The organism is Corallococcus sicarius (assembly GCF_003611735.1).
Classification (GTDB): Bacteria; Myxococcota; Myxococcia; order Myxococcales; family Myxococcaceae; genus Corallococcus; species Corallococcus sicarius.
Genome location: NZ_RAWG01000176.1, coordinates 1 through 19,954, shown reverse-complemented (window position 1 = coordinate 19,954; position 19,954 = coordinate 1). Strand labels below are relative to the sequence as shown.

Genomic DNA, 19,954 nt, shown 5'->3' with positions numbered 1-19,954 from the left:
GGTGCACGAGGCCGTCAGCCGCCTCACCGCGCGGCAGGACGCCGCGGGCACCCGGCGCGACGTGTGGCGCGTGGACGGCAACCAGTTCATCGCGGGCATGATGTACGTGGGCCAGTGGGAGGCCCGCCGCAACCGCCGCCGCCTGTCGCTCGTGGAGCTGCGCGCGGTGGCGCGCAACCTGAGCCATGGCGCGCGGGACGGAGCCCTGGAGCGGTGCTACGGCCGTGAGGCGCTGGTGCGGGAAGTGGTGGACGCGCTGGAGGGACGCGAGGGCGCCGCGATCGTCCTCGTGGGCCCTCCAGGCTCCGGAAAGACAGCGCTGGTGCACGAGGCCGTCAGCCGCCTCACCGCGCGGCAGGACGCCGCGGGCACCCGGCGCGACGTGTGGCGCGTGGACGGCAACCAGTTCATCGCGGGCATGATGTACGTGGGCCAGTGGGAGGCCCGCGCCCGCGGCGTGGTGCAGGAGCTGGTGGAGGTGGGCGACCTGCTCTACGTGGACGACCTGGCCTCGCTCGTCTACGCGGGGCGCACCCACAACGAGCGCACCAACGTGGCGCAGTACCTGGAGCCGCACCTGGCGCGCGGCGAGCTGACGGTGCTGGCCGAGTCCACGCCGGAGCGCTTCGAGCGCGTGCGCGAGGAGGCCCCCACCTTCGCGTCCCTCTTCCGCGTGGTGCACGTGCCCGCGCTGGACGCGCGCGCCACGCTGCCCGCGCTCCTGGGCACGCTGCGCGAGCTGGAGGCCGCGAGCCACGCGGGCGCGGTGCGGCTGTCCCCCCTGGCGCTGGAGACGCTGCTGGACTTGCAGCAGCGCTTCGTCGCGCATGAGGCCTTCCCGGGCAAGGCCGTCCGGCTGCTGCGCCGGGTGGTGTCGCGGCCCGGCACGGAGGAAGGCGGCGTGCGCCGCTTCAAGCAGGAGGACGTCACCTCCGCCATGCGCGAGCAGACGGGCCTGCCGGACTTCGTGCTGGGCAGCGCGCCGCCGAAGACACGCGACGAATTGGAGCGCGAGCTGGCGGCGCAGGTGGCGGGCCAGCCGGAGGCGGTGTCCGCGGTGGTGGATGCCATCCTCACGCTGCAGCGCTCGTTGCAGCCGCCGGACAAGCCGCTGGCCACCTACCTCTTCGTGGGCCCCACCGGCGTGGGCAAGACGGAGACGGCCAAGGCCCTGGCGCGCACCCTCTTCGGCAGCGAGGGGCGGCTGGTGAGATTCGACATGTCGGAGTTCGTGTCCGCGGCCAGCATCACCCGGCTGCTCGGCATGCCGGGCGCGCCGGATGGCGAGCTGACGACGGCGCTGCGCACCCAGCCGTTCTGCGTGGTGCTCTTCGACGAGGTGGAGAAGGCGCACCCGCGCATCTTCGATGCCCTGCTCCAGTTCCTCGGCGAGGGGCGGCTGACGGACGGCGCGGGCCGCACGGTGGACGCGCGCCAGGCGGTGGTGGTGCTGACGTCCAACCTGGGCGTGCGCGAGGCCGCGGCCCGCACGGGCTTCCACCGCACGGCGGACAGCGCGGAGGCGCACTACCTGTCGTCGGTGCGCGCCTTCTTCCGCCCGGAGTTCTTCAACCGGCTGGACCGGGTGGTGCCCTTCCGCCCGCTGACGCCCGCGGCGCTGCGCGTGGTGGTGGAGCACGCGCTGGAGTCGCTGCTGTCGCGCCGGGGCATCCGCCGCGGCAACGTGCTGGTGGAGGTGGAGCCCGCGCTCCTGGACCTGCTCGTGGAGCAGGCCTATGACCCGCGCTACGGCGCGCGTCCCCTCAAGCGCGCGCTGGAGCGGCGCCTCACGGTGCCCCTGGCCCACCACCTGGTGCGGCGCGGCGCCGAGGACCTGGCCCGGGTGGAGCTGTTCCGCCGGGGCGAGGACATGGGCCTGTCCGTGGAGCTGATGGCGCGCGAGCCGGCCTGGGCGCCAGAGGCGGACCCCGCGGCCTGGACGCTGGCGGACGTGTCGCGGGTGCTGGAGGAGACCGCGGCCCGGCTGGACGCGCTCTTCGCCCCGGAGGGGAGCCCGGAGGAGGCGGAGCTGGGAGAGCGGCTGGAGCGCCTGCGCGCGGAGGCCGTGGACATCCGGGAGAACGAGCTGGCGGAGCGCGACTTCCTGGAGACGGAAGAGGCGGTGCCCAAGGAGATCTCACGCGGCTACGACTGGAGCCGCAACCCCGGGCGTGGCGGCCTCCGGGCCCGGCCCGCCTATGCCTCCGTGCCGCTGCCGGTGACCCGCGAGGAGCGGCTGCGTCGCTGCCGTCCGCGGGTGATGAACCTGCGGGATGAGACGGAGTGGCTCGCGCATCAACTGGCCTGCCGCGAGCGCGGTCCGGACGTGCGGGTCGTGCTCATCGAGGGGCTGGGTGACACGCCCGTGTCCGCGCTGGAGGCGGTGGTGCGCGCGCTGCCGCAGGCGCTGGGGCGCGCGGCGGTGCACGAGGAGCGCGTGGAGCCGGACGGTCGCATCGCCTGGGCGGCACCCGGTTCGCAGCGTCCGGCCGGGGTGCGGGTGCGGCGCATCGCCGTGAGCCTCACGACCTTCGGGCTCGCGGAGGTGCTCACGCCGCTGGAGGGCTACGCGCTGGTGGAGCTGCTGCGGGGCGACCTGGTGCGCCCGGCGCCCGTGCGCGTGGAGCTGCTGGACGGCGACGCGGGCCTGCTGGACGACGTGTCCCGGGCGGTGGCCGCGAGGGATGCGGTGCGCGCGACGGAGCGAGAGGCGCGGCGTGCGGGGACGGCGCGCGAGCAGGGCCGGGGCCGCGCGGTGGTGGAGGGAAGCGAGAGCGCGCTGGTGCACCTGGCGAGCCGGCGCACGCCGTCGGACGCGCTCGCGTGGGCCGGCTGCGTGCTGCGGCACGCGGCCCGGAAGGAGGGCTGAGTCATGGACAAGAACTTCCACCTCTTCGTGCGGCGCTACCCGGGAGTGGGCGTGGCGGCCCACGTGCTGACACACCCGCACCTGGCGTCGTTCGCCAGCGACCTGAACACCGCGCGGCTGGACCTGGCGGAGGTGGTGGGCCGCCTCCTTCGCCGCGGCGAGCTGTGGGACGAGGTGACGCACTGGGAGGACCTCCGCCAGCGCCGCATGGCGCTGACCGTGCGCGCCATGCAGCACGGGCGGCTGCTGCCCGTGCCGCTGCGCCTGACGGTGGTGACCCACGGCGGCCGGGGCGGGGCCCGGGCCGCGCGCAAGGGCGACGCGACGAAGGGACCGCTGCGGGTGTGGGTGCCGCGCGTGGGCGTGGCGGGCACGCTGCATGACACGGCGGACCTGGAGTCCTACGTGGAGGAGCTGGTCCGCCACGAGCTGTACCTCGCGCCGCTGGAGCGCCTGCACGGGCTGGCGTACGTGGGCGAGGAGTCGGTGGAGACGCTGTCCGTGCCGGCGCGCGTGAAGCAGACGCAGAAGGCCCGCGCTGACGAGCAGTCCTCGAAGCAGTCGAAGCGCGTGCCTCCGCCCGCCGGGCTCGCGGAGGCCAGCCGCTGTCTCAACGAGGAGGCGCGCGCCGGACTGCTGGAGCGTGCGTGGGAGCGCGACGCGGAGGTGGCCCGGCTCGCCGAGGCCGTCACCGCGGGTACCCGAGCCAGCGTGCTGCTGGTGGGCCCGTCCTCGGTGGGCAAGACGGCGCTGGTGCACGAACTGGTGCAGCGCGCGGAAGGGGCCGCGGCGGGCCATCCCCTGCACGGGCTGGAGGTCTACAGCACGTCGGGCGGTCGCATCATGGCCGGCATGCGCTACCTGGGGCAGTGGCAGGAGCGCGTGCAGCGCATGGTGGAGGCGCTGCGCGTGCGCCGCGCGGTGCTGCACCTGGACAGCCTGTCGGAGCTGCTCTCGCTGGGTGGCGGTGACACCGGCCTGGACGTGGCGCGGCACCTGCTGCCAGCACTGGAGAGCGGAGAGGTGGCGCTGGTGCTGGAGGCCACGCCGGAGGACGTGGCCCGCGCGGAGCGGACGCACGGGACCTTCCTGCAGGCGCTGCGGCACCTGTCGGTGGCGCCGCTGTCCACCGGGGCCGCGCGCACCGCGCTCCAGCAGGCCTCGCAGCGGGTGGCCCGCGCGCGCAAGGTGCGCTTCACCCCGGACTCGCTGGAGCGCGCCGCCGAGCTGACGGAGCGCTTCGGAGACGGCCCGGCGCCCGGTGGCGCGGTGGCGCTGCTGCGCTCGGCCAGCACCCAGCCCTCCTCCACCGGCGAGGTGGACGCGGCCGGGGTGACGCAGTCCTTCTGCACGCGCACCGGCTACCCGCGAGAGCTGGTGGACACGTCCGTGCGCCTGGATCCGGAGGCCCTGCTGCGGCGCTTCCGCGAGCGCATCGTCGGACAGGACGAGGCGACGCTGCTTTTGCGCAACCTCATCGTCACGCTGAAGACGGGGCTCGCGGATCCGTCCCGCCCGCTGGGTGCCTTCCTGCTGCTGGGCCCCACCGGCGTGGGCAAGACGGAGTCCGCGCTCGCGCTGGCGGAGTACCTCTTCGGCGACACGGCCCGGCTGGCCCGCTTCGACATGGCGGAGTACGCGGCGCCGGGCAGCGCGGCGCGGCTCGTGGGCGAGGGAGGTGGCCAGCAGGGCGGCCTCGCCCGGCGCGTGCGCGAGCAGCCCTTCGGCGTGGTGCTGCTGGACGAGGTGGAGAAGGCGGACGCGGGCGTCCATGACCTGCTGCTGCAGGTGCTGGGCGAGGGACGCCTCACGGACGGCACCGGCCGCACCGTCAGCTTCCGCAACACCGTGGTGCTGCTCACGAGCAACCTGGGCGCGGACAGCGCGGGGCGCTCGCTCGGCTTCGGCGGAGGCAGCGTGCGCGACCTGGAGCAGCACTACCTGGGCGCCGCCACTGCCTTCTTCCGGCCCGAGCTGCTCAACCGGTTGGATCAGGTGGTGCCCTACCGGCCCCTCACCCCGGACGTCATCCGGGCCCTGGCGCGGCGCACGCTGGAGGCGGCCCTGGCGCGCGAGGGGCTCACCCGTCGCGGCGTGAAGGTGTCCTTTGGAGAGGACGTGGTGGAGCACCTGGCGCGCACCGGCTTCGACGCGCGCTACGGCGCCCGGCCCCTGAAGCGCGCGGTGGAGCAGCACGTGGTGACGCGGCTGGCGCAGTGGCTCGCGGGGCACGCGAGCGCCCCGCCCGCACAGGTGCTGCTGCGCATGGGGACGGACGGAACGGTGGAACTTTCCCGGACGCCTGCAATGACATGAGAGTCATTGCCGGCCAATGTCAGGCACCTCACTGCAACACCCAAAATCCCTGCTTTTGCCGTAATGCTCCCTATCCTCCGGTCCGTCACCCACAACGGAACCTGCCCATGACGGGCAAAGGAGGATCCATGGTGCACTACTGGCTCACAGGACTGGCGGCGGCTTCGCTGCTGCTGACGCCCACGGTCGCGGCGGCCGAGGACACCGACTCACCCTGCCCCTTCTCGGGCGTCCTCTGCCTCTTCGAGGGCACGGACTTCACGGGCGCGGTCTGGAACGTCCGCTCGCTCACCCCGGGCGTCGGCGTGTGCGTGAGCCTCACGGAGCACGGCTGGGAGGGACGGGTGAACTCAGTCATCAACACGAACGGGGACACCGCGTCCCTGTTCTTCAATGAGGACTGCGACGGAGGCCCGCACCCCATCGACCCCAATACTTCCGTCAGCAGCCTGGGGTACCACCCGAAGAGCGTCTGGGTGTACTGACCTGCCGCAACGCTCCGGCGCGGCTACCGGCGCTCGCTGTCGAGGTGGTGCATCTGCTCCGCCCCGTAGCGGTCGCCGGAAATCGACACGAGCGACTCCAGGGCCGTCACATCCGCCTTCGACAGCGGCCGGTTCAGCGCGCCCAGCGCGTCGTTCAGCTGCGCCTGCGTCTTCGCCCCCACCACGGGAACGAAGGCCGGCTGGCGCGCGAGCACCCAGGCGATCGCGAGCTGGCCGGGCGTCATCCCACGCTCCTGGGCGAAGCGCTGGAGCGCGGCCACGCTGTCCTGGTTCTTCTCGCCGTTGGCGCCACTGAAGCGCGGCAGGTACGCGCGGAAGTCGCCCTTCCCCTGGGGCTTGCTCCCCGTCAGGAGCCCTCGCGACAGGACGCCGTAGAGCGTCGCGCTGATGCCCAGCTCGTGGAGCACGGGGAAGATGGCGTCCTCGGGGCCGCGGCTCGCCACCGAGTACTCAATCTGGAGGTCCACGATGGGGTGCACGCGGTGCGCGCGGCGGATGGTGTCCGCGCCCATCTCCGACAGCCCGATGTGGCGCACGTAGCCGGCCTTCACGAGGTCCGCGATGGCGCCGATGGTGTCCTCGATGGGGACGGCCGGGTCCAACCGCGCGGGGCGGTAGATGTCGATGACGTCCACGCCCAGCCGCTTCAGGCTGTAGGCCGCGAAGTTCTTCACCGCGGCGGGCCGCATGTCCATGCCCATCCAGCTGCCGTCCGGACCGCGAAGCGCACCGAACTTCACCGACACCTGGACGCGCTCCCTGCGGCCCGCGATGGCCCGCCCCACGAGCAGCTCGTTGTGGCCCATCCCGTAGAAGTCCCCGGTGTCGAGCAGCGTGACACCCCGGTCGATGGCGGCCTGGATGGTGCGCACGCTCTCCACGTCATCCGTCGCGCCGTACATGCCCGACATGCCCATGCACCCCAGCCCGAGCGGGAATACCTCCGGGCCCGTGGAACCCAGCTTCACCGTGCGCTGCGCCTGCTTCGTCTCTTGCGTGGCCATGTGTCGTCCCCTTCGTGTGAGGAGAGATTCATCATTCGCCATGCTGAAATCCATTGAATAGGATGTATCTCAATCATGAATGACATCTATGGAAGGAACCTGGACCTCAACCTGCTCCGCGTCTTCGTCGTGGTGGCGGAGACAGGCAGCGTCACGGCGGCGGCGGATCGCCTCTACCTCACGCAGCCCGCGGTGAGCGCGGCGCTGAAGCGGCTCGCATCCACGGTGGGGGCGCCCCTCTTCGTCCGCTCGGGGCGGGGGCTTGCGCTGAGCACGCGCGGCGAGCGCCTGCTGGCCTCGGCGAAGCCACACCTGGGAGCGCTGGTCGAAGCCACCCTCTCACCGGTGACGTTCGACCCGAAGACGAGCGAGCGGACGGTGCGCCTGGGCCTGTCGGACGTGACGGAGGCCTGGCTGATTCCTCCCCTGCTCCGCATCCTCGCCAGGGAAGCGCCGCTCATGCGCCTGGTGGTGCTGCCCGTGCAGTTCCGCACCGTGGTGCCGGCCCTGACGAACTCCACGGTGGACCTCGCGGTGACGGTGGCGGACGAGCTGCCCGCCGGCACCCGGCGCCTGGAGCTCTTCAACGGGGGTTTCGTGTGCCTGTTTGATCCGCGTCACGCGCGCGTCGGCAAGCGCCTCAGCCTGGAGCGCTACCTAGAGCACGAGCACGTCATCGTCTCGTACAACGGCGACCTGCGCGGCGTCGTGGAGGACCACTTCGACATCCAGCGCCGGGTGCGGGTGTCGGTGCCCACCTTCCAGAGCATCGGGGCCCTGGTGGATGGCAGCGCCCTGCTCGCCACGGTGCCGGTGCTGGTCGCGCGCGACATCCTCCGGCTGCGCCCACACCTACGAACGACGGGCGTGCCCTTCGCGCTGCAGGGCACGCCCCTGGAGTTGCTCTGGAGGGCGGCGGTCGAGGATGACGAAGCCATCCGCTTCATCCGCGACCGCCTGGTGCAGGTGACGAAGGAGCTCTGGCACCAGGCCTGAGCGCCGACTTCAGCTCCCCGAGCGCTGGACGGGCCGGAACGGATGGACCCACTTCAGGAACGGCGCGGCGGTGCGCGTTTGAATCCAGACCTTGCCCCGGCCGCTGAAGCGGCAGACGAGCCCTTCCCCGCCGAAGAACAGCGTCTTCAGCTTGGAGCCGGGACGCAGCCCGGGGACCACCGACACCGTGTACTGGAGCGTGTCCTCGAAGGCGACGACGTAGCTGGTGTCGACCAGGTAGCCGTCCGTCACGTCGATTTCGAGGATGGCGCCGTACGAGTTGAAGAAGAGGTCGCCGCTTCCGGAGGCCTTGAGCAGCACGAGCCCCTCGCCGCTGAAGAAGCCCTTCGCGCCCTGCCACTTGCCGGTGAGCTCCACGCCGTCGCTGTGCGCGAGGAAGGAGCCTCGCTGGAGCATCAGGCTGTTGCCCTGGAGCCGGTAGTGCACGACGTCGCCGGGCGAGGCCGGGGCGAGGTCCAACCCGCCCGCGCCGTGCTTCGCGGTGAACGTGTTGACGATGAGGCTCTCGCCCCCGAGCATCCGCCCGAGCGAGCGCCCCACCCCGCCGCGCATCCCGGCCTTGAGCTCGATGGTGGGCGACATCGTCGCCATCGCGGAGGGCTCCGCGTGGATCTTCTGGCCCTGCTGGAGCTGCACGGAGAGCAGCGCGAAGTCCGGGCGCAGGGAGATGTCGTGGTGGAGGGCCTGGGTCGCGAGGGAAGTGGGGCCGCGGACGGCAATCGCTTGATCTTGCATGGTGTGTGTCCTCGCGCCTTCAGCCCGAACGCGCCGTGAGCAGGGGGCCGAGCGCCTGTCCGAAGCTCGGCGGATTGTGGCTCTGGCAGTACAGCTTGCCGCGGCCCTTGAACCTGCAGACCAGCCCCTCGCCACCGAGGAAGCTGCCGATGAGGCTCTTCGACGCCTTGTCCATCTGGAACTGGAGCGTGTCCTCGTAGGCGACGATGTGGCCGGTGTCGACGATGTACTCGCCGTCCACATGCACCTCGTAGATGGCGCCAAAGCTGCTGAGGAGCACGTCGCCGGTGCCGCTGCACTTCACCCAGAAGACGCTCTCCCCGGAGAAGAGCGCCTTGCCGATGCCCTGGAACGTGGCGTCGATCTGGATGCCGGGGTCGGAGGCAAGCCAGCTCGAACCCTGCACGACGAGGTGCCCGGACTGGAGGCGATGCCGGGCGATGTCCCCGAGCAGGCCGGGCCCGAGGATGATCTCCTGGTCCGCCGCCTGCGCGGTGAAGTGGTTGAGGAAGAAGTTCTCTCCGGAGACCAGTCGCTTGAGGCCGGAGACGAAGCCGCCGCCTCCGCCCTTCTTCGCGGAGGAGGTCTCCACGACGAGGTGGGTGCTCATGGCGATCATCGCGCCCACTTCGCAGGTGACGGTCTCGCCCTCCTGGAGCTGGATGCGGGCCACGGAGGAAGCCGGACGGTTGGTGATTTCAATCTGCATGGTGTCTCCGTCGGCCTACAGATGCGAGTTGACCCAGCCGGCGAGCCCTTCGAGGGCGCGCGACTGGAGGTAGATCTTCCCGCGGCCCCGGACGCGCGTGATGAGTCCTTCGCCGGAGAAGATGCTGGAGAAGATTCCGCCCGCGAGCCCGATGCTGAGCGACAGCGTCGGCTCGTAGGCCACGAGGTGGCCGCTGTCGACGATGAGCTCACCGTCCAGCTCCCGCTCGATGATGCCGCCGTAGGCGCCGAACCAGAGCTGCCCCGTCCCCGAGGCCTTGAGGCGGCAGAGCCCCTCGCTGCCGACGAAGCTCGCGAGCCCCGCCCAGCCGACGCCCAGCTTCACCCCCGGCGCACAGGCCAGGAAGGCGCCCGGCTGCAGCATCAGCGACGTGCCCTGGAGCGTGACGGAGGTGATGTCGCCCGGGTAGGACTGGGTGAGGACGACCTCGCCCTCGGTGTCGGTGGCGAACTCGTTGATGAAGAAGGACTCGCCGCCGAAGGCGCGGCGGGCGAAGGCACTGAGGAACCCACCCGCCATGCGTGCGCGCATCTGGAGGGTGGGGCTCATGCTGGCCATCGCGCCGGCCTCGGCGATGAGCCCCTCTCCGGCGCGCAGGTGTACCCGCACGTTGGCGAAAGAAGGTCTGTTGCGGATCTCTGCGTCCATCCACGTTCCTTGGTTGTTTCAGGGGTGAAGACTGCGGGGGCGGCTCAGGGCTTCGCGTCCTTCGCCTTCCCGGGTTCTTTCGCGTGCCGGGAGACCTGCTCCCAGTCGAGCTTGAAGGGGCGCTGCTCGATGGCGCCGAGCTTCTCCGAGCGCTGGCGGATCTCCTTCTGCCGCTCCACGAGCTGCGGGTGGGAGGACAGCCACGCGATGGCGCCGGGCACGTCCCCACCGTCCTTCTCCATGATGACGAAGAAGTCCGCGAGCGCGGTGGGGGCGAGCCCCGCCGCCGCCATCATCCGCACCGCCTCGACGTCCGACGCGGTCTCCTGCTCCCGGTCATGGCGGGTCAGCAGGCCGTGCTGGGCAAGCTCGACGGCGACGGCGACCAGGCCGCTGGTGTCTCCGAGCAGCAGGTTCACCGCGGCAATCACGCCCAGCGAGTTCGCGATGCGCTTGAGGCCGTGGCGCAGGGTCGCGTGGGCCATCTCATGCCCAAGGACCCCGGCGACCTGCTCGGGCGACTTCGCGGCCTTGAGAAGGCCCGTGAAGAGGACGATCTGCCCACCGGGGAGGCAGTACGCGTTGACGAGGGGGGCATCGACGATGGTGACCTCGAAGTTCATCCCTGCCGTGCCCGCGTGGGGCTTCAGCCGCGACATGATCTCGTCGACTGCCTGGACGAGCACGGGGTCGGTGACCTTCGGGCCCTCGAGGTCCATCGACTCCATCGCGAGCTTGCCCACCTTCTCATCGATGGCGATGGGCAGTGCTTCGATGGAGTTGGCGGTCACGCCCGCGAAGCCCCGGTACACGCCGTAGCCGATGAGGACGACGACGAGGAGCCCGAGGACGCCCCGCAGCATCGACTGCTTGCGCGCGCGGCGGACTTCCTGCGTGAGCTGTGACACCTGCTCCGCGAGCTGCCCGCGTCCCGCTTCGCCCAGCGCCGGGAGGAACGCCGGATCCTCGCAGAAGAGCGTCAGGGTGCGATGGGGCGAATGACAGAAGACCATCCGTCCGCTGGCGCCGCCCATCTCGAGTCGGCACTGCGCATAGGGAAGGGAGAAGGACTGCCCATCCTGGGTCTCCGCGTCGATGCCGTTCACGCCCAGGCGCATCGTCGCGCCGGCACGCTTGCCCGGTACCTCGTCGCTGAAGAGTCCCCCCTGAAAACTGGAGCCTGACATCATGGGCGCGCACCTTATCAGCCGCGCCCTCCCAGTGACTCCGGGAAAGAGCTGCACGGAGGCAGGAGCCCATGCCCGCGTGCCCGCTTCCGTGACGAAGCGGGCACGCGGTCCGACGACTACTTCTCCTGGGTGACCTTGTTGCCCATGCCGGTGCGGCTGACCTTCGGCTTCGACTTGCCCACGCTGCGCTTCCAGGTGACGGTGTTGGACATCCCCGTCACCTCGATGGAGCGGGTGGCCTCCACCTTCACGTTGTTGCTGGAGCCGCTCACGATGACGCTCTTGCACTCGCCGGTCAGCGTGACCGTGTTGGACGAGCCGGTGATCTCCACCGTGCTATTCGCCGTGCAGGCGTGGGTCGCGGTCTCGCCAGCGCCCGTGACTTCGATGTTGCCCTCATCCGCCGAGTCGTCCTCCGCGGCGGCCGTCATCGGGCCGAAGGCACAGGCCACCATCATGAACACTGCCGTACCGAGCTTCTTGTTCATCCGTTGATGCTCCTGGAGAGAGGCGGGGCCGGATCTAGCACCGCACGGCTCCGTCTACGTGACGGAGGGTGAAGAAATTCAACGGTTCATCCTGCCGCGCGACTCCAGGCTCGAGATGACCTGGACGAGCAGCGCGCGGCGATCCGGGCGGGCCTGGGCCAGCTCACCGCGAAGGAGGGGCAGCGCGGCTTCCCCCATGACGAGCAAGCCGTCCATCGCCGCACGCGCCACCGGATTGCGCCGGTCGTGCAGCAGCGCCGCCACCTCCGCCACCGCCGGAAGGTGTCCGCCGAAGGCAAGCGTCCGGAGGGCCCGGACGACGTGCCCGGCCTCCGCGTCCCCGAGCAACCCGCGCGTCAGCTCCAGGTACTGCTCACGCGGCACCAGGTCCTTCAGCAGCCGGTGCGCATGCAGGCGCACCGGGGACTTGCGGTGGGCCAGCAGCCCCGTCAGTCGTTCGACGACGTGAGGCGCCCGGCGATGCGCCATCCACTTCAGCGCCTTCAGCTCGGGCTCCGGCACCTCCCAGGCCAGTGTCTCCAGCCTCCGCTCCACGTCGCGCATCATGTCGGCGGTGAGGCTCTTCTCGAGCGAGGGGTCCTCCAGCACAAGGGGTGCGAGCGCGGTGACGACGTCCGTGCGCAATGCCGGCGTGGTCACCCGCGCAAGCAGCGCGACTCGCACCTCCGGGCCCTGGCGCTCGAGGCCTCGCGACAGGGCCGCGAGGGCCTGGGCGTCGTCCTTCCGGTTCGCGAGCTCGATGAGCGCGCCTCCCAAACGGACGGCACCGTCGCGGTGTCCCCAGACCGCGAGTCCCCCGAGGACCTGCAACGCCGTGTCGCGATGTTCGTCGTCCTCGTGGACGATGTGGAAGAGCGTGTCCTCCAGCTTCCGGCCTTCGCTGCCCTGCACGGAGGCTCCCCGCGGGAGCCATTCCAGGAAGTGCTTCCTGCCCAGGCCCCGTGCCTGTTGGAACAACGCCATCAACTCGGGGCCCCACACCGTGGCAATCGAGAGGACCTCGAGCACCGCGGTGTGGCCTTCGCGCAGCATCGGCAGGGCGAAGGGCAGCACCCATTTGGACGGGATTCTGCGGATCCCGTCCGCCGCCATCTTCCCCGAACGGCCCCGGTCCATCCGCCACACGTCCAGCAGGATCAGGACCTGGGCCGGCATCAGGCGCGGCTCCGGAGTCAGCCCGACGAGCCACTGGAGCAGCGACTCCAACCAGGCCTCGGCCTCCAATCCCTCTTCCAGGGAGCCAAGCTGCGCACGCAATGCTTCCAGGTCGTGCCGGTCCACGGCCCCTGGAGGCACCCACCGGAGCGGACGCGCGTCGCCGAGCGTGTCGAGCAGCGACTGGAGGCGAGGCAGGCCCCGCACCTGCCAGAGCTGTTCCGCGGCCACCCGGCGAACCTCGACGTGGGCCTGGGACAGCAGGTCGACGAGCAGCGCCTCGTCCTCCTCCGACCCCGCAGTCCTCAGCGCCGCGAGCGCCGCGAGGGCGAGCCCCCGGTCCTGATGGCGCGCGAGTTGCCGCAGCGCCGCGCGCGCCGCTTCCGTTCCGATTTCCGCAATCCACCGCACGAGGGTCGCGACATGCGGGGACGTCGCTGACTTCGCGGCGTCTGCCAGCACCGCGAGCAGCCGCTCCTCCGGAACGCGCGCGTCCCACTCCTTCCGGATGGCCTCCAGCAGGTCCGCGTGCGGGTCCTGCGCCGCGGCTGCCAGCACCTTGAGCGGTGGCACCTCCCGCAGCGCATATGGAACGAAGAACCGTCGCACCGAGGGCAGGCGCGCCTGGTTCATCGCCTTCATCACCTCCGGGCCGTACAGCGCGTCCCCGAGGATGAGGTGCTCCGCTCCCCAGAGCGCCAGGCGCTCATCCGGGAGCGCGGAAGCCGTGCGAGCCTCCTCCAGCGAAGGCGCGCCCCCCAGCCGGTGCAGCACGGCGAGCGCCTCGTGAGGCTCGATGCGAGCGGACGCCCACGCACGTCGGATGTCCGCGAGCGTCCCGACCCGCTCGGGCTCGGACACCCCCTCCGCGAGCGCCGTCAGCAGGCCGAGCGACAGTCGCCGCAAGGAGGACCTGGAGCTGTCCAGCAGGGCGCGGATCGCATCGAGGTGCCGCCTCAGGAGGGCCGCCCGCGTGTCCGTGAGGCCCGCGGTGACCGCCGCCGAGAACCGCTTCGCGAAGTCCTCCTCCACCGCTTCGAGCCGGGTCGCGTCCCCGGACGACAGGACGTCATCCATCCACGCCAGGTCCGCGTCCAGCCGTCGCTCACGCAGGAGCCTTGCCTGGTCGGGATCATCGGACGTGGCCGGAAGCTGGTGCGTCAGGCCGTGGCGGCGCAGCAGCACCTCCAGCGTCTCGCGCGCTTCCAGGGAGAGCTCCAGGACTCCGCTGTGGACCGCATCGTTCAGCACCTTCGCGCAAGGCGCGCCCCGCCGCAGGAGCGCCACGAGCGCCTGGGGCGGCAGCACACCGGAGAGCGCCTCGCACAACAGCTCCTGCTCACGAGGCGAGCCAGCGTCCTGGAGTGCATCGAGCACGGTCGCCACAGAGCCCCGCCCGCAGGCGGCACGGAGCGCACGGACGAGGGACTCGCGCAGGCCCGGATTGTCGTGGCGTCGGAGCCAACCGAGCAACACCCCGATGGGCGGCGGCCCGCCGGGGCCCGCGTTCACGAGCGCCTCGGCGGCGGTCTTCTTGATGTTCATGTTGGGGTGGGCGAGCCCCGCCGTGAGCAGGGGCACCGCCCACTCCACCTTGAACGCGCCCAGGCCGCTGAGCGCCTGCCGCAGACGATAGATGTCCTCCGAGCGCGCGAAGGGCACCAGCCACGCCACGGCCCGCGAGTCTCCGGACTGCGCGAGACACTCCAGCGCGAGCTTCTGCACCTGCACGCTCTCATGACGGAGGAAGCGCCGCAGCCGTCGCGCGAGCACCGGATGCTTCCGGCCGACGAGCTGTCCCAGCACCCGCTCCAGCTGCGCGTCACTCAAGCCCGGTTGCTGGAGCTGCTCCAGCAGACACTCCGTGAGGACCCGCGCGCTGGCGTCGTCTCCCGAGGCGAAGGCGCTCAGCCCGGAGGGATGCACGCGGCTGCTGACATGAACCTCACGCGGCTCCGCGGCTCGGACGTCTCCGCCCGCGTGGGCCCACAGCTCCCCTGGAGCCGAGCCGCTTCGAGCGTTCGGACGCACGCGGCCGCTGGCGTGGAGCCCACGCCCCACCCTGGCAATCGCCTGCTGCGCGGCGGACCGGACTTGCTCGTCCGCGTCGAGCAGCAGCTCCCCCAGCGGTACGAGCGCACGCCGTCGGGCCTCGCTCCCGAGCTGGCCAACGGCCTGGAGCCTCAACGGATGCTGCGATTGCTCGGCGATGCGGGCGACCTCGGCGAAGGCCGCATCGTCGTAGACAGGCTGAAGGCCCGCGAGCACCTCCCGGCTCGGCCCAGTTCCCGCGGGCCAGGGCATGGACACCGAGGCGTCATCGAGCGCCGTCACCAGGGCGAGCGCCTCGGCGCGCCATGCGGCGGCAGGCAGGTCCGGGTGCGTGCGAAGGAACTCCACGGTGCGCGCGCCCCCCAGGTAGCGGAGCGCATCGAGGCAGGCCCAGGGCTCGGCATCGAAACAGCCGAGCAGATCCTCCTCGGCGGCTTCGTGCCCCTGGTGTGCGAGCGCCTCGATGACCTCGGGCCGGAACGGACGTGCTTCCGGCCGGACGAGCAGCGCGCGGAGCAGGCCGAGCGCTTCGGGACCGTCCAGCTCCCGCAGGAGCGCGAGGTGCCGGGGGGAGTCCACGTCCGTGGCGGACAGCGTCCCCAGCAGGTCCACGTACTCACGCTGCCGCAGGCTCAGCACCTCCGCGATGACCGCGGGCGCGACCGCCGGGCTGGAGAGGTACAGCTCACGCACGCGGGGGACATCGTCTGGCTCGCACCGCACGCCCCGCCGGTAGAGCGTCTGGAGCAGCCCCGCGCACGTGGGCCCGAAGAAGAGCGGATCCTGCCGCGAGAGGTGCAGCGACAGCCGCAGCTCCTCATGGCCCGCGAAGGGCGCCAGCAACGCCATGGCCTCGCGCCGCACCGGGCGCGACTGCCGCTCGTCCTCCAGCACCAGTCGCAGCGCCGCAGCCTCTCCTCGAAGGGCGAGGGCCCGCAGCGACGCGAGGGCAAGCCGCTCCGAGCGACCCAGCAACTTCTGGAACGGGCGGAGGGAGGAAGCAAGGTCCGGCCTCGCCGCCCACGGCTCGCAGAGCAGCTCCGCGGCCTGGAGCGCCACCCGCTCGTCCGTGGCGTCGAGCATGCGAACCACTACGTCCAGCGCGTGCTTCAACGTGACGAGCCCCAGGCCGAGCGCCTCTCCCAGGAAGCGAAGGCCCTCGCGCTGGATGTCCGCATCCCGGTGGGCGCACAGCGCGTCAACCAGCGCCTCCGCGTCGGCAGCATCGGCCGGGGAGAGCCGCTGGACGGCACGCAGCTCGCGCGCCCCACCCGGGAGTGCGGCCACCTTCGCGGGATCGCGGAGCAGCTGCGTGACGAGCCACGCCACCCCCGCCTCGATGGGGAACGGCACCCTCCGCTCCGCGAGGGCCCCCAGCGTCTCAAGGGGGACCTCCGGAGGAAGCAGACGGGCCAGCTGGGTGAGGAGGACGTGCGACTCGGGGACACATGCCCCGAGGGCCTCCGGAAGCGCCTCCAGCAGGGATGCCGGCGTGTCACCGCCCTCCAGTCGCTCCAGGCGCCGCCGCAGGTGCAGCAGCGCGGCGTGGACCTCTTCAGGCTCGGACCCGGCGAGCAGCGCGCGAAGCTCCGCGGGAGCCAGCCGCTCGGTGCGGAGCCGCTGTGCGAGGAGCGCGCGGCGGCGGTGCGGGGTGAGCTCGACCGGATGGGGCTGAGGCATGGGACCCTTTTAGACGGACCGGGTGGAAACCCGGAATGCCCCAGGGGACGCCCGCCGCGCCGGGACCTGACTCACCCGTGGCGGAGCACGAGCAGCCGCAGCTCCGTCATGTCCTCGATGGCGTACTTCACGCCCTCGCGCCCCAGCCCGGAGCCCTTCACCCCGCCGTAGGGCATGGTGTCGACGCGGAAGCTCGGCACGTCCCCCACGACGACGCCGCCTACCTCCAGTTCGTCCCACGCCCGCATCGCCCGCGACACGTCCTGCGTGAAGAGGCCCGCCTGCAGGCCGTAGCGGCCGTCGTTCACAAGGCGCAGGGCCTCGTCGAAGTCGCGGAACGGCTGGAGCAGCACGACGGGCCCGAAGGCCTCCTCCGCGCACAGCGGCTCATCCTCGGGCACGCCCTCCAGCACCGTGGCCTCGAGCAGCGCGCCGCGCCGCCCTCCCCCGGCCAGCACCCGCGCACCGCGCTTCACGGCCTGCGCGATCCAGCCCTCCAGCCGCCGCGCGGCGGGCTCGTCAATCAAGGGCCCGAGCGTGGTGGACTCATCCCGGGGATTGCCCGCGCGCAAGGCCTTGGCCCGCGCGATCAGCCGCTCCCGCAGGGCGTCGTACAGCGACCCGTGCGCGAGCACGCGCTGCACCGAGATGCAGCTCTGCCCCGCCTGGAAGAACGCGCCCTGGGCGATGCGGTCCGCGACGAAGTCCAGGCGCTCGGCCTGATCCGCATCCACCACGCAGGCCGCGTTGCCGCCCAGCTCCAGCACCACCTTCTTGCGGCCCGCACGGGCCTTCAGGTCCCAGCCCACCTTCTCCGAGCCGGTGAACGACAGCAGCTTCAAGCGGTCGTCCTCGATGAACGGGCCCACGTCCTCCAGGCGCGTGGGGAGTACGGAGAAGGCGCCCTCGGGCAGCCCCGTCTCCGCGAGCACCTCCGCCATCAGCAGCGCGCTCACCGGCGTGCGGTCCGACGGCTTGAGGACGAAGGGGCAGCCCGCGGCGATGGCGGGCGCCACCTTGTGCGCCACCAGGTTGAGCGGGAAGTTGAACGGCGTGATGAAGGAGCACGGCCCCACGGGCACGCGCTGCGTGAAGCCCCGGTAGCCCGCCGTGCGCTGCGACACCTCCAGGTTGAGGACCTCGCCTCCACCGCGCACGGCCTCCTCCGCCGCCGCCTTGAAGGTCTCGATGAGGCGGGTGACCTCTCCCCGCGCGTCGCGCAGCGGCTTGCCCGCCTCGATGCAGAGCGCGAGCGCGAACTCCCCGGCCCGCTCCTGGAAGCGGCGCACGCAGTGCTCCAGCACCTCCTGCCGTGCATAGGGGGCCAGCTTCCGCATCGGCCCCGTCGCGCGCACCGCCGCGGCGATGGCCTCCTCCACGGCCGCCGCGTCGGCGACGGCCACGCGGGTGACGACCTCTCCCGAATACTTGTCGGTGACGGCCAGCTCCGCGTTGGGCTGCCGGGGTCGGTTGGCCAGGTAGTACGGATAGCGTTCAGCCAGCATGGTGTTCTCCCCTGTCTTTCGCGTGTCCATGGCTCACGACTCCACCAGCGCGCCGGCACCCAGCGCCCGCGCGGTGTCCGAGTAGTCGATGGGCAGGTCGATGACGTGCACGCCGCCCGACTCCAGGCAGAGCGTCAGCGTGGCGCCGAATTCGGTGGCGCTCGTCGGGCGGTGTCCGTGCGCGCCGTAGGCTTCCGCGTAGCGGACGAAGTCCGGGTTGCCCAGCGTCATGCCGAAGTCAGGCAGGCCCATCTCCCCCTGCTTCCAGCGGATCATCCCGTAGCCGTCGTCGCGCACCACGACCACCGTCAGGTCGAGCTTCAGGCGCACCGCCGTCTCCAGCTCCTGCGAGTTCATCATGAACCCGCCGTCACCGCAGACGGCCACCACCTTGCGCCGGGGGTGCACGAGCTTCGCGGCGATGGCGGACGGCAGGCCCGCGCCCATCGTCGCGAGCGCGTTGTCGAGCAGCAGCGTGTTGGGCCGGCGGCAGCGGTAGTAGCGGGCGAACCACAGCTTGTACATGCCGTTGTCCAGGCACACGACGCCGTCATCCGGCATCGCGCGCCGCACCTCCGCGACGAGCCGCGCGGGGTAGATGGGGAAGCGATCATCGGCGGCGCCGCTCACGAACTGCGCGTCGAGCCCCGCGCGGGAACGCTCGAACGGCGTGAAGTCCCAGTGCGAGCGCGTGCCCACGCCCTCCGCGATGCGCCACACCGCGTTGGCGATGTCTCCCGTCACCTGCACCTGCGGGAAGTACACGGGGTCGACTTCAGCGGAAGAGAAGTTCAGGTGGATCACCGTGCGGCGGCCGTCCCGCATGACGAACGGGGGCTTCTCGATGACGTCGTGGCCCACGTTCAGGATGCAGTCCGAGGCCTCGATGGCGCGGTGGACGAAGTCGCCGTCGGACAGCGCCGCGGTGCCCATCCACAGCGGGTGCGTCTCATCCAGCACGCCCTTGCCCATCTGCGTGCTGAAGAAGGGCAGCCCCACGCGGTCCACGAAGGCGCGGAGCATCTCCGACGTGAGCTTGCGGTTCGCCCCCGCGCCCACCATCAGCAGCGGGCGGCGGGCCGACGCGAGCGTCTCCACCGCCTGGGCGATGGACGCCTCGTCGGCCACGGGCCTGCGCGACACCCCGGGCGACAGGGGCATGGCGTCGGTGGACTCGCGCGCCACGTCCTCGGGCAACTCCAGGTGCGTGGCGCCGGGGCGCTCCTCCTCCGCGCGGCGGAAGGCCTCCCGGACGGCCGAAGGGACGTGCTCCGCGGAGACGAGCGTGCGGGTGGACTTGGTGAGGGGACGCATCATCCCGACCACGTCGACGATCTGGAAGTGGCCCTGCTTGCTGGCCTTGATGGGCTTCTGACCGGTCAGCATCACCATGGGCATGGCGCCCAGCTGGGCGTACGCCGCGGCGGTGACGAGGTTGGTGGCCCCCGGCCCCAGCGTCGCGAGACACACGCCCGCGCGCCCGGTGAGCCGGCCCTGCGTGGCGGCCATGAAGCCGGCGGCCTGCTCGTGGCGCGTGACGACGAGCCGCATGCCGGCGGCGCGCATGGACTCCAGCAGGTCCAGGTTCTCCTCGCCGGGAAGTCCGTAGACGCAGCGCACGCCCTCGGCTTCGAGCGCTTTGACGAACAAGTCGGATGCCTTCATCGGGTGCCTCTCCTTCGTGACGAAGAAGATGTACCCGGGGGCACCGATTCGTACATTCGCTTGTTCTCATCGACCCGATAGATGCCATCTATGATGGCGCCATGGAGCTCCGACACCTCCGCTACTTCTCCGCCGTCGCTGACACGCTGCACTTCGGGCGTGCCGCGCGGCGGGTGCACATCTCCCAGCCCACGCTGTCGCAGCAGATCCGCCAGCTGGAGGAGGAGGTCGGCACGCCGCTCTTCGAGAGGGCCCGCGCCGGGGTGCGGCTGACGCAGGCGGGGGAGCTGTTCCGCACCTATGCGTCCCGCGCGCTGGAGGACGTGAACGCGGGCCTGTCGGCGGTGGGGGCGCTGCGGGGGCTCGCCACGGG

At 71.5% G+C, this 19,954-nt stretch carries 14 protein-coding genes; 5 read left to right on the top strand and 9 right to left on the bottom strand.

What is annotated here, in order from left to right; all coding sequences use genetic code 11:
* The 3 genes from D7X12_RS24715 to D7X12_RS24705 form a co-directional block, all read left to right on the top strand.
* Window positions 1-2,869: AAA family ATPase (locus D7X12_RS24715; protein ID WP_147443794.1), on the top strand; the 2,869-nt coding region annotated here is incomplete at its 5' end.
* Between the two features lie 3 nt (window positions 2,870-2,872).
* Window positions 2,873-5,185 carry an AAA family ATPase gene (locus D7X12_RS24710; protein ID WP_120627739.1) on the top strand — a complete coding sequence of 771 codons (2,313 nt, stop codon included), beginning with the start codon at window positions 2,873-2,875 and terminating at the stop codon, window positions 5,183-5,185.
* 107 nt (window positions 5,186-5,292) lie between these two features.
* The gene (locus D7X12_RS24705) at window positions 5,293-5,670 is read left to right on the top strand and encodes a peptidase inhibitor family I36 protein (protein ID WP_158620113.1); all 378 of its coding nucleotides are present in this window, start codon (window positions 5,293-5,295) and stop codon (window positions 5,668-5,670) included.
* A 23-nt stretch (window positions 5,671-5,693) separates the two neighbouring features.
* Here D7X12_RS24705 and D7X12_RS24700 read toward each other — a convergent pair whose 3' ends face one another.
* Window positions 5,694-6,695 (bottom strand): aldo/keto reductase, encoded by a 1,002-nt coding sequence (locus tag D7X12_RS24700; RefSeq protein ID WP_120627737.1) that lies wholly within the window; start codon window positions 6,693-6,695, stop codon window positions 5,694-5,696.
* A gap of 75 nt (window positions 6,696-6,770) precedes the next feature.
* Here D7X12_RS24700 and D7X12_RS24695 point away from each other — a divergent pair, with 75 nt between their 5' ends.
* Window positions 6,771-7,691: a LysR family transcriptional regulator gene (locus D7X12_RS24695; protein WP_120627736.1), complete on the top strand. Its 921-nt coding sequence runs from the start codon at window positions 6,771-6,773 to the stop codon at window positions 7,689-7,691.
* A gap of 9 nt (window positions 7,692-7,700) precedes the next feature.
* Here the strand turns inward: D7X12_RS24695 and D7X12_RS24690 are convergent, their stop codons facing one another.
* The 8 genes from D7X12_RS24690 to D7X12_RS24655 form a co-directional block, all read right to left on the bottom strand.
* The gene (locus D7X12_RS24690) at window positions 7,701-8,447 is read right to left on the bottom strand and encodes a TIGR00266 family protein (protein ID WP_120627735.1); all 747 of its coding nucleotides are present in this window, start codon (window positions 8,445-8,447) and stop codon (window positions 7,701-7,703) included.
* Window positions 8,448-8,466: 19 nt separating this feature from the next.
* Window positions 8,467-9,156, bottom strand: coding sequence for a TIGR00266 family protein (locus tag D7X12_RS24685; protein ID WP_120627734.1), 690 nt, complete (start codon window positions 9,154-9,156; stop codon window positions 8,467-8,469).
* A 15-nt stretch (window positions 9,157-9,171) separates the two neighbouring features.
* The gene (locus D7X12_RS24680) at window positions 9,172-9,825 is read right to left on the bottom strand and encodes a TIGR00266 family protein (protein ID WP_120627733.1); all 654 of its coding nucleotides are present in this window, start codon (window positions 9,823-9,825) and stop codon (window positions 9,172-9,174) included.
* 44 nt (window positions 9,826-9,869) lie between these two features.
* The gene (locus D7X12_RS24675; protein ID WP_120627732.1) at window positions 9,870-11,015 is read right to left on the bottom strand and encodes a M48 family metallopeptidase; all 1,146 of its coding nucleotides are present in this window, start codon (window positions 11,013-11,015) and stop codon (window positions 9,870-9,872) included.
* Window positions 11,016-11,131: 116 nt separating this feature from the next.
* Window positions 11,132-11,503, bottom strand: coding sequence for a DUF3060 domain-containing protein (locus D7X12_RS24670; protein ID WP_120627731.1), 372 nt, complete (start codon window positions 11,501-11,503; stop codon window positions 11,132-11,134).
* 78 nt (window positions 11,504-11,581) lie between these two features.
* Window positions 11,582-16,411, bottom strand: a complete 4,830-nt coding sequence (locus D7X12_RS24665; RefSeq protein WP_120627730.1) for a HEAT repeat domain-containing protein — start codon at window positions 16,409-16,411, stop codon at window positions 11,582-11,584.
* 71 nt (window positions 16,412-16,482) lie between these two features.
* Complete coding sequence (locus D7X12_RS24660) at window positions 16,483-17,916, bottom strand: aldehyde dehydrogenase family protein (protein ID WP_120627740.1); 1,434 nt, start codon at window positions 17,914-17,916, stop codon at window positions 16,483-16,485.
* A 33-nt stretch (window positions 17,917-17,949) separates the two neighbouring features.
* Window positions 17,950-19,581, bottom strand: a complete 1,632-nt coding sequence (locus D7X12_RS24655) for an acetolactate synthase large subunit (protein ID WP_120627729.1) — start codon at window positions 19,579-19,581, stop codon at window positions 17,950-17,952.
* A gap of 101 nt (window positions 19,582-19,682) precedes the next feature.
* Between D7X12_RS24655 and D7X12_RS24650 the strand changes: the two genes are divergently transcribed.
* On the top strand, window positions 19,683-19,954 hold a 272-nt coding region (locus tag D7X12_RS24650; protein ID WP_120627728.1), incomplete at its 3' end, for a LysR family transcriptional regulator.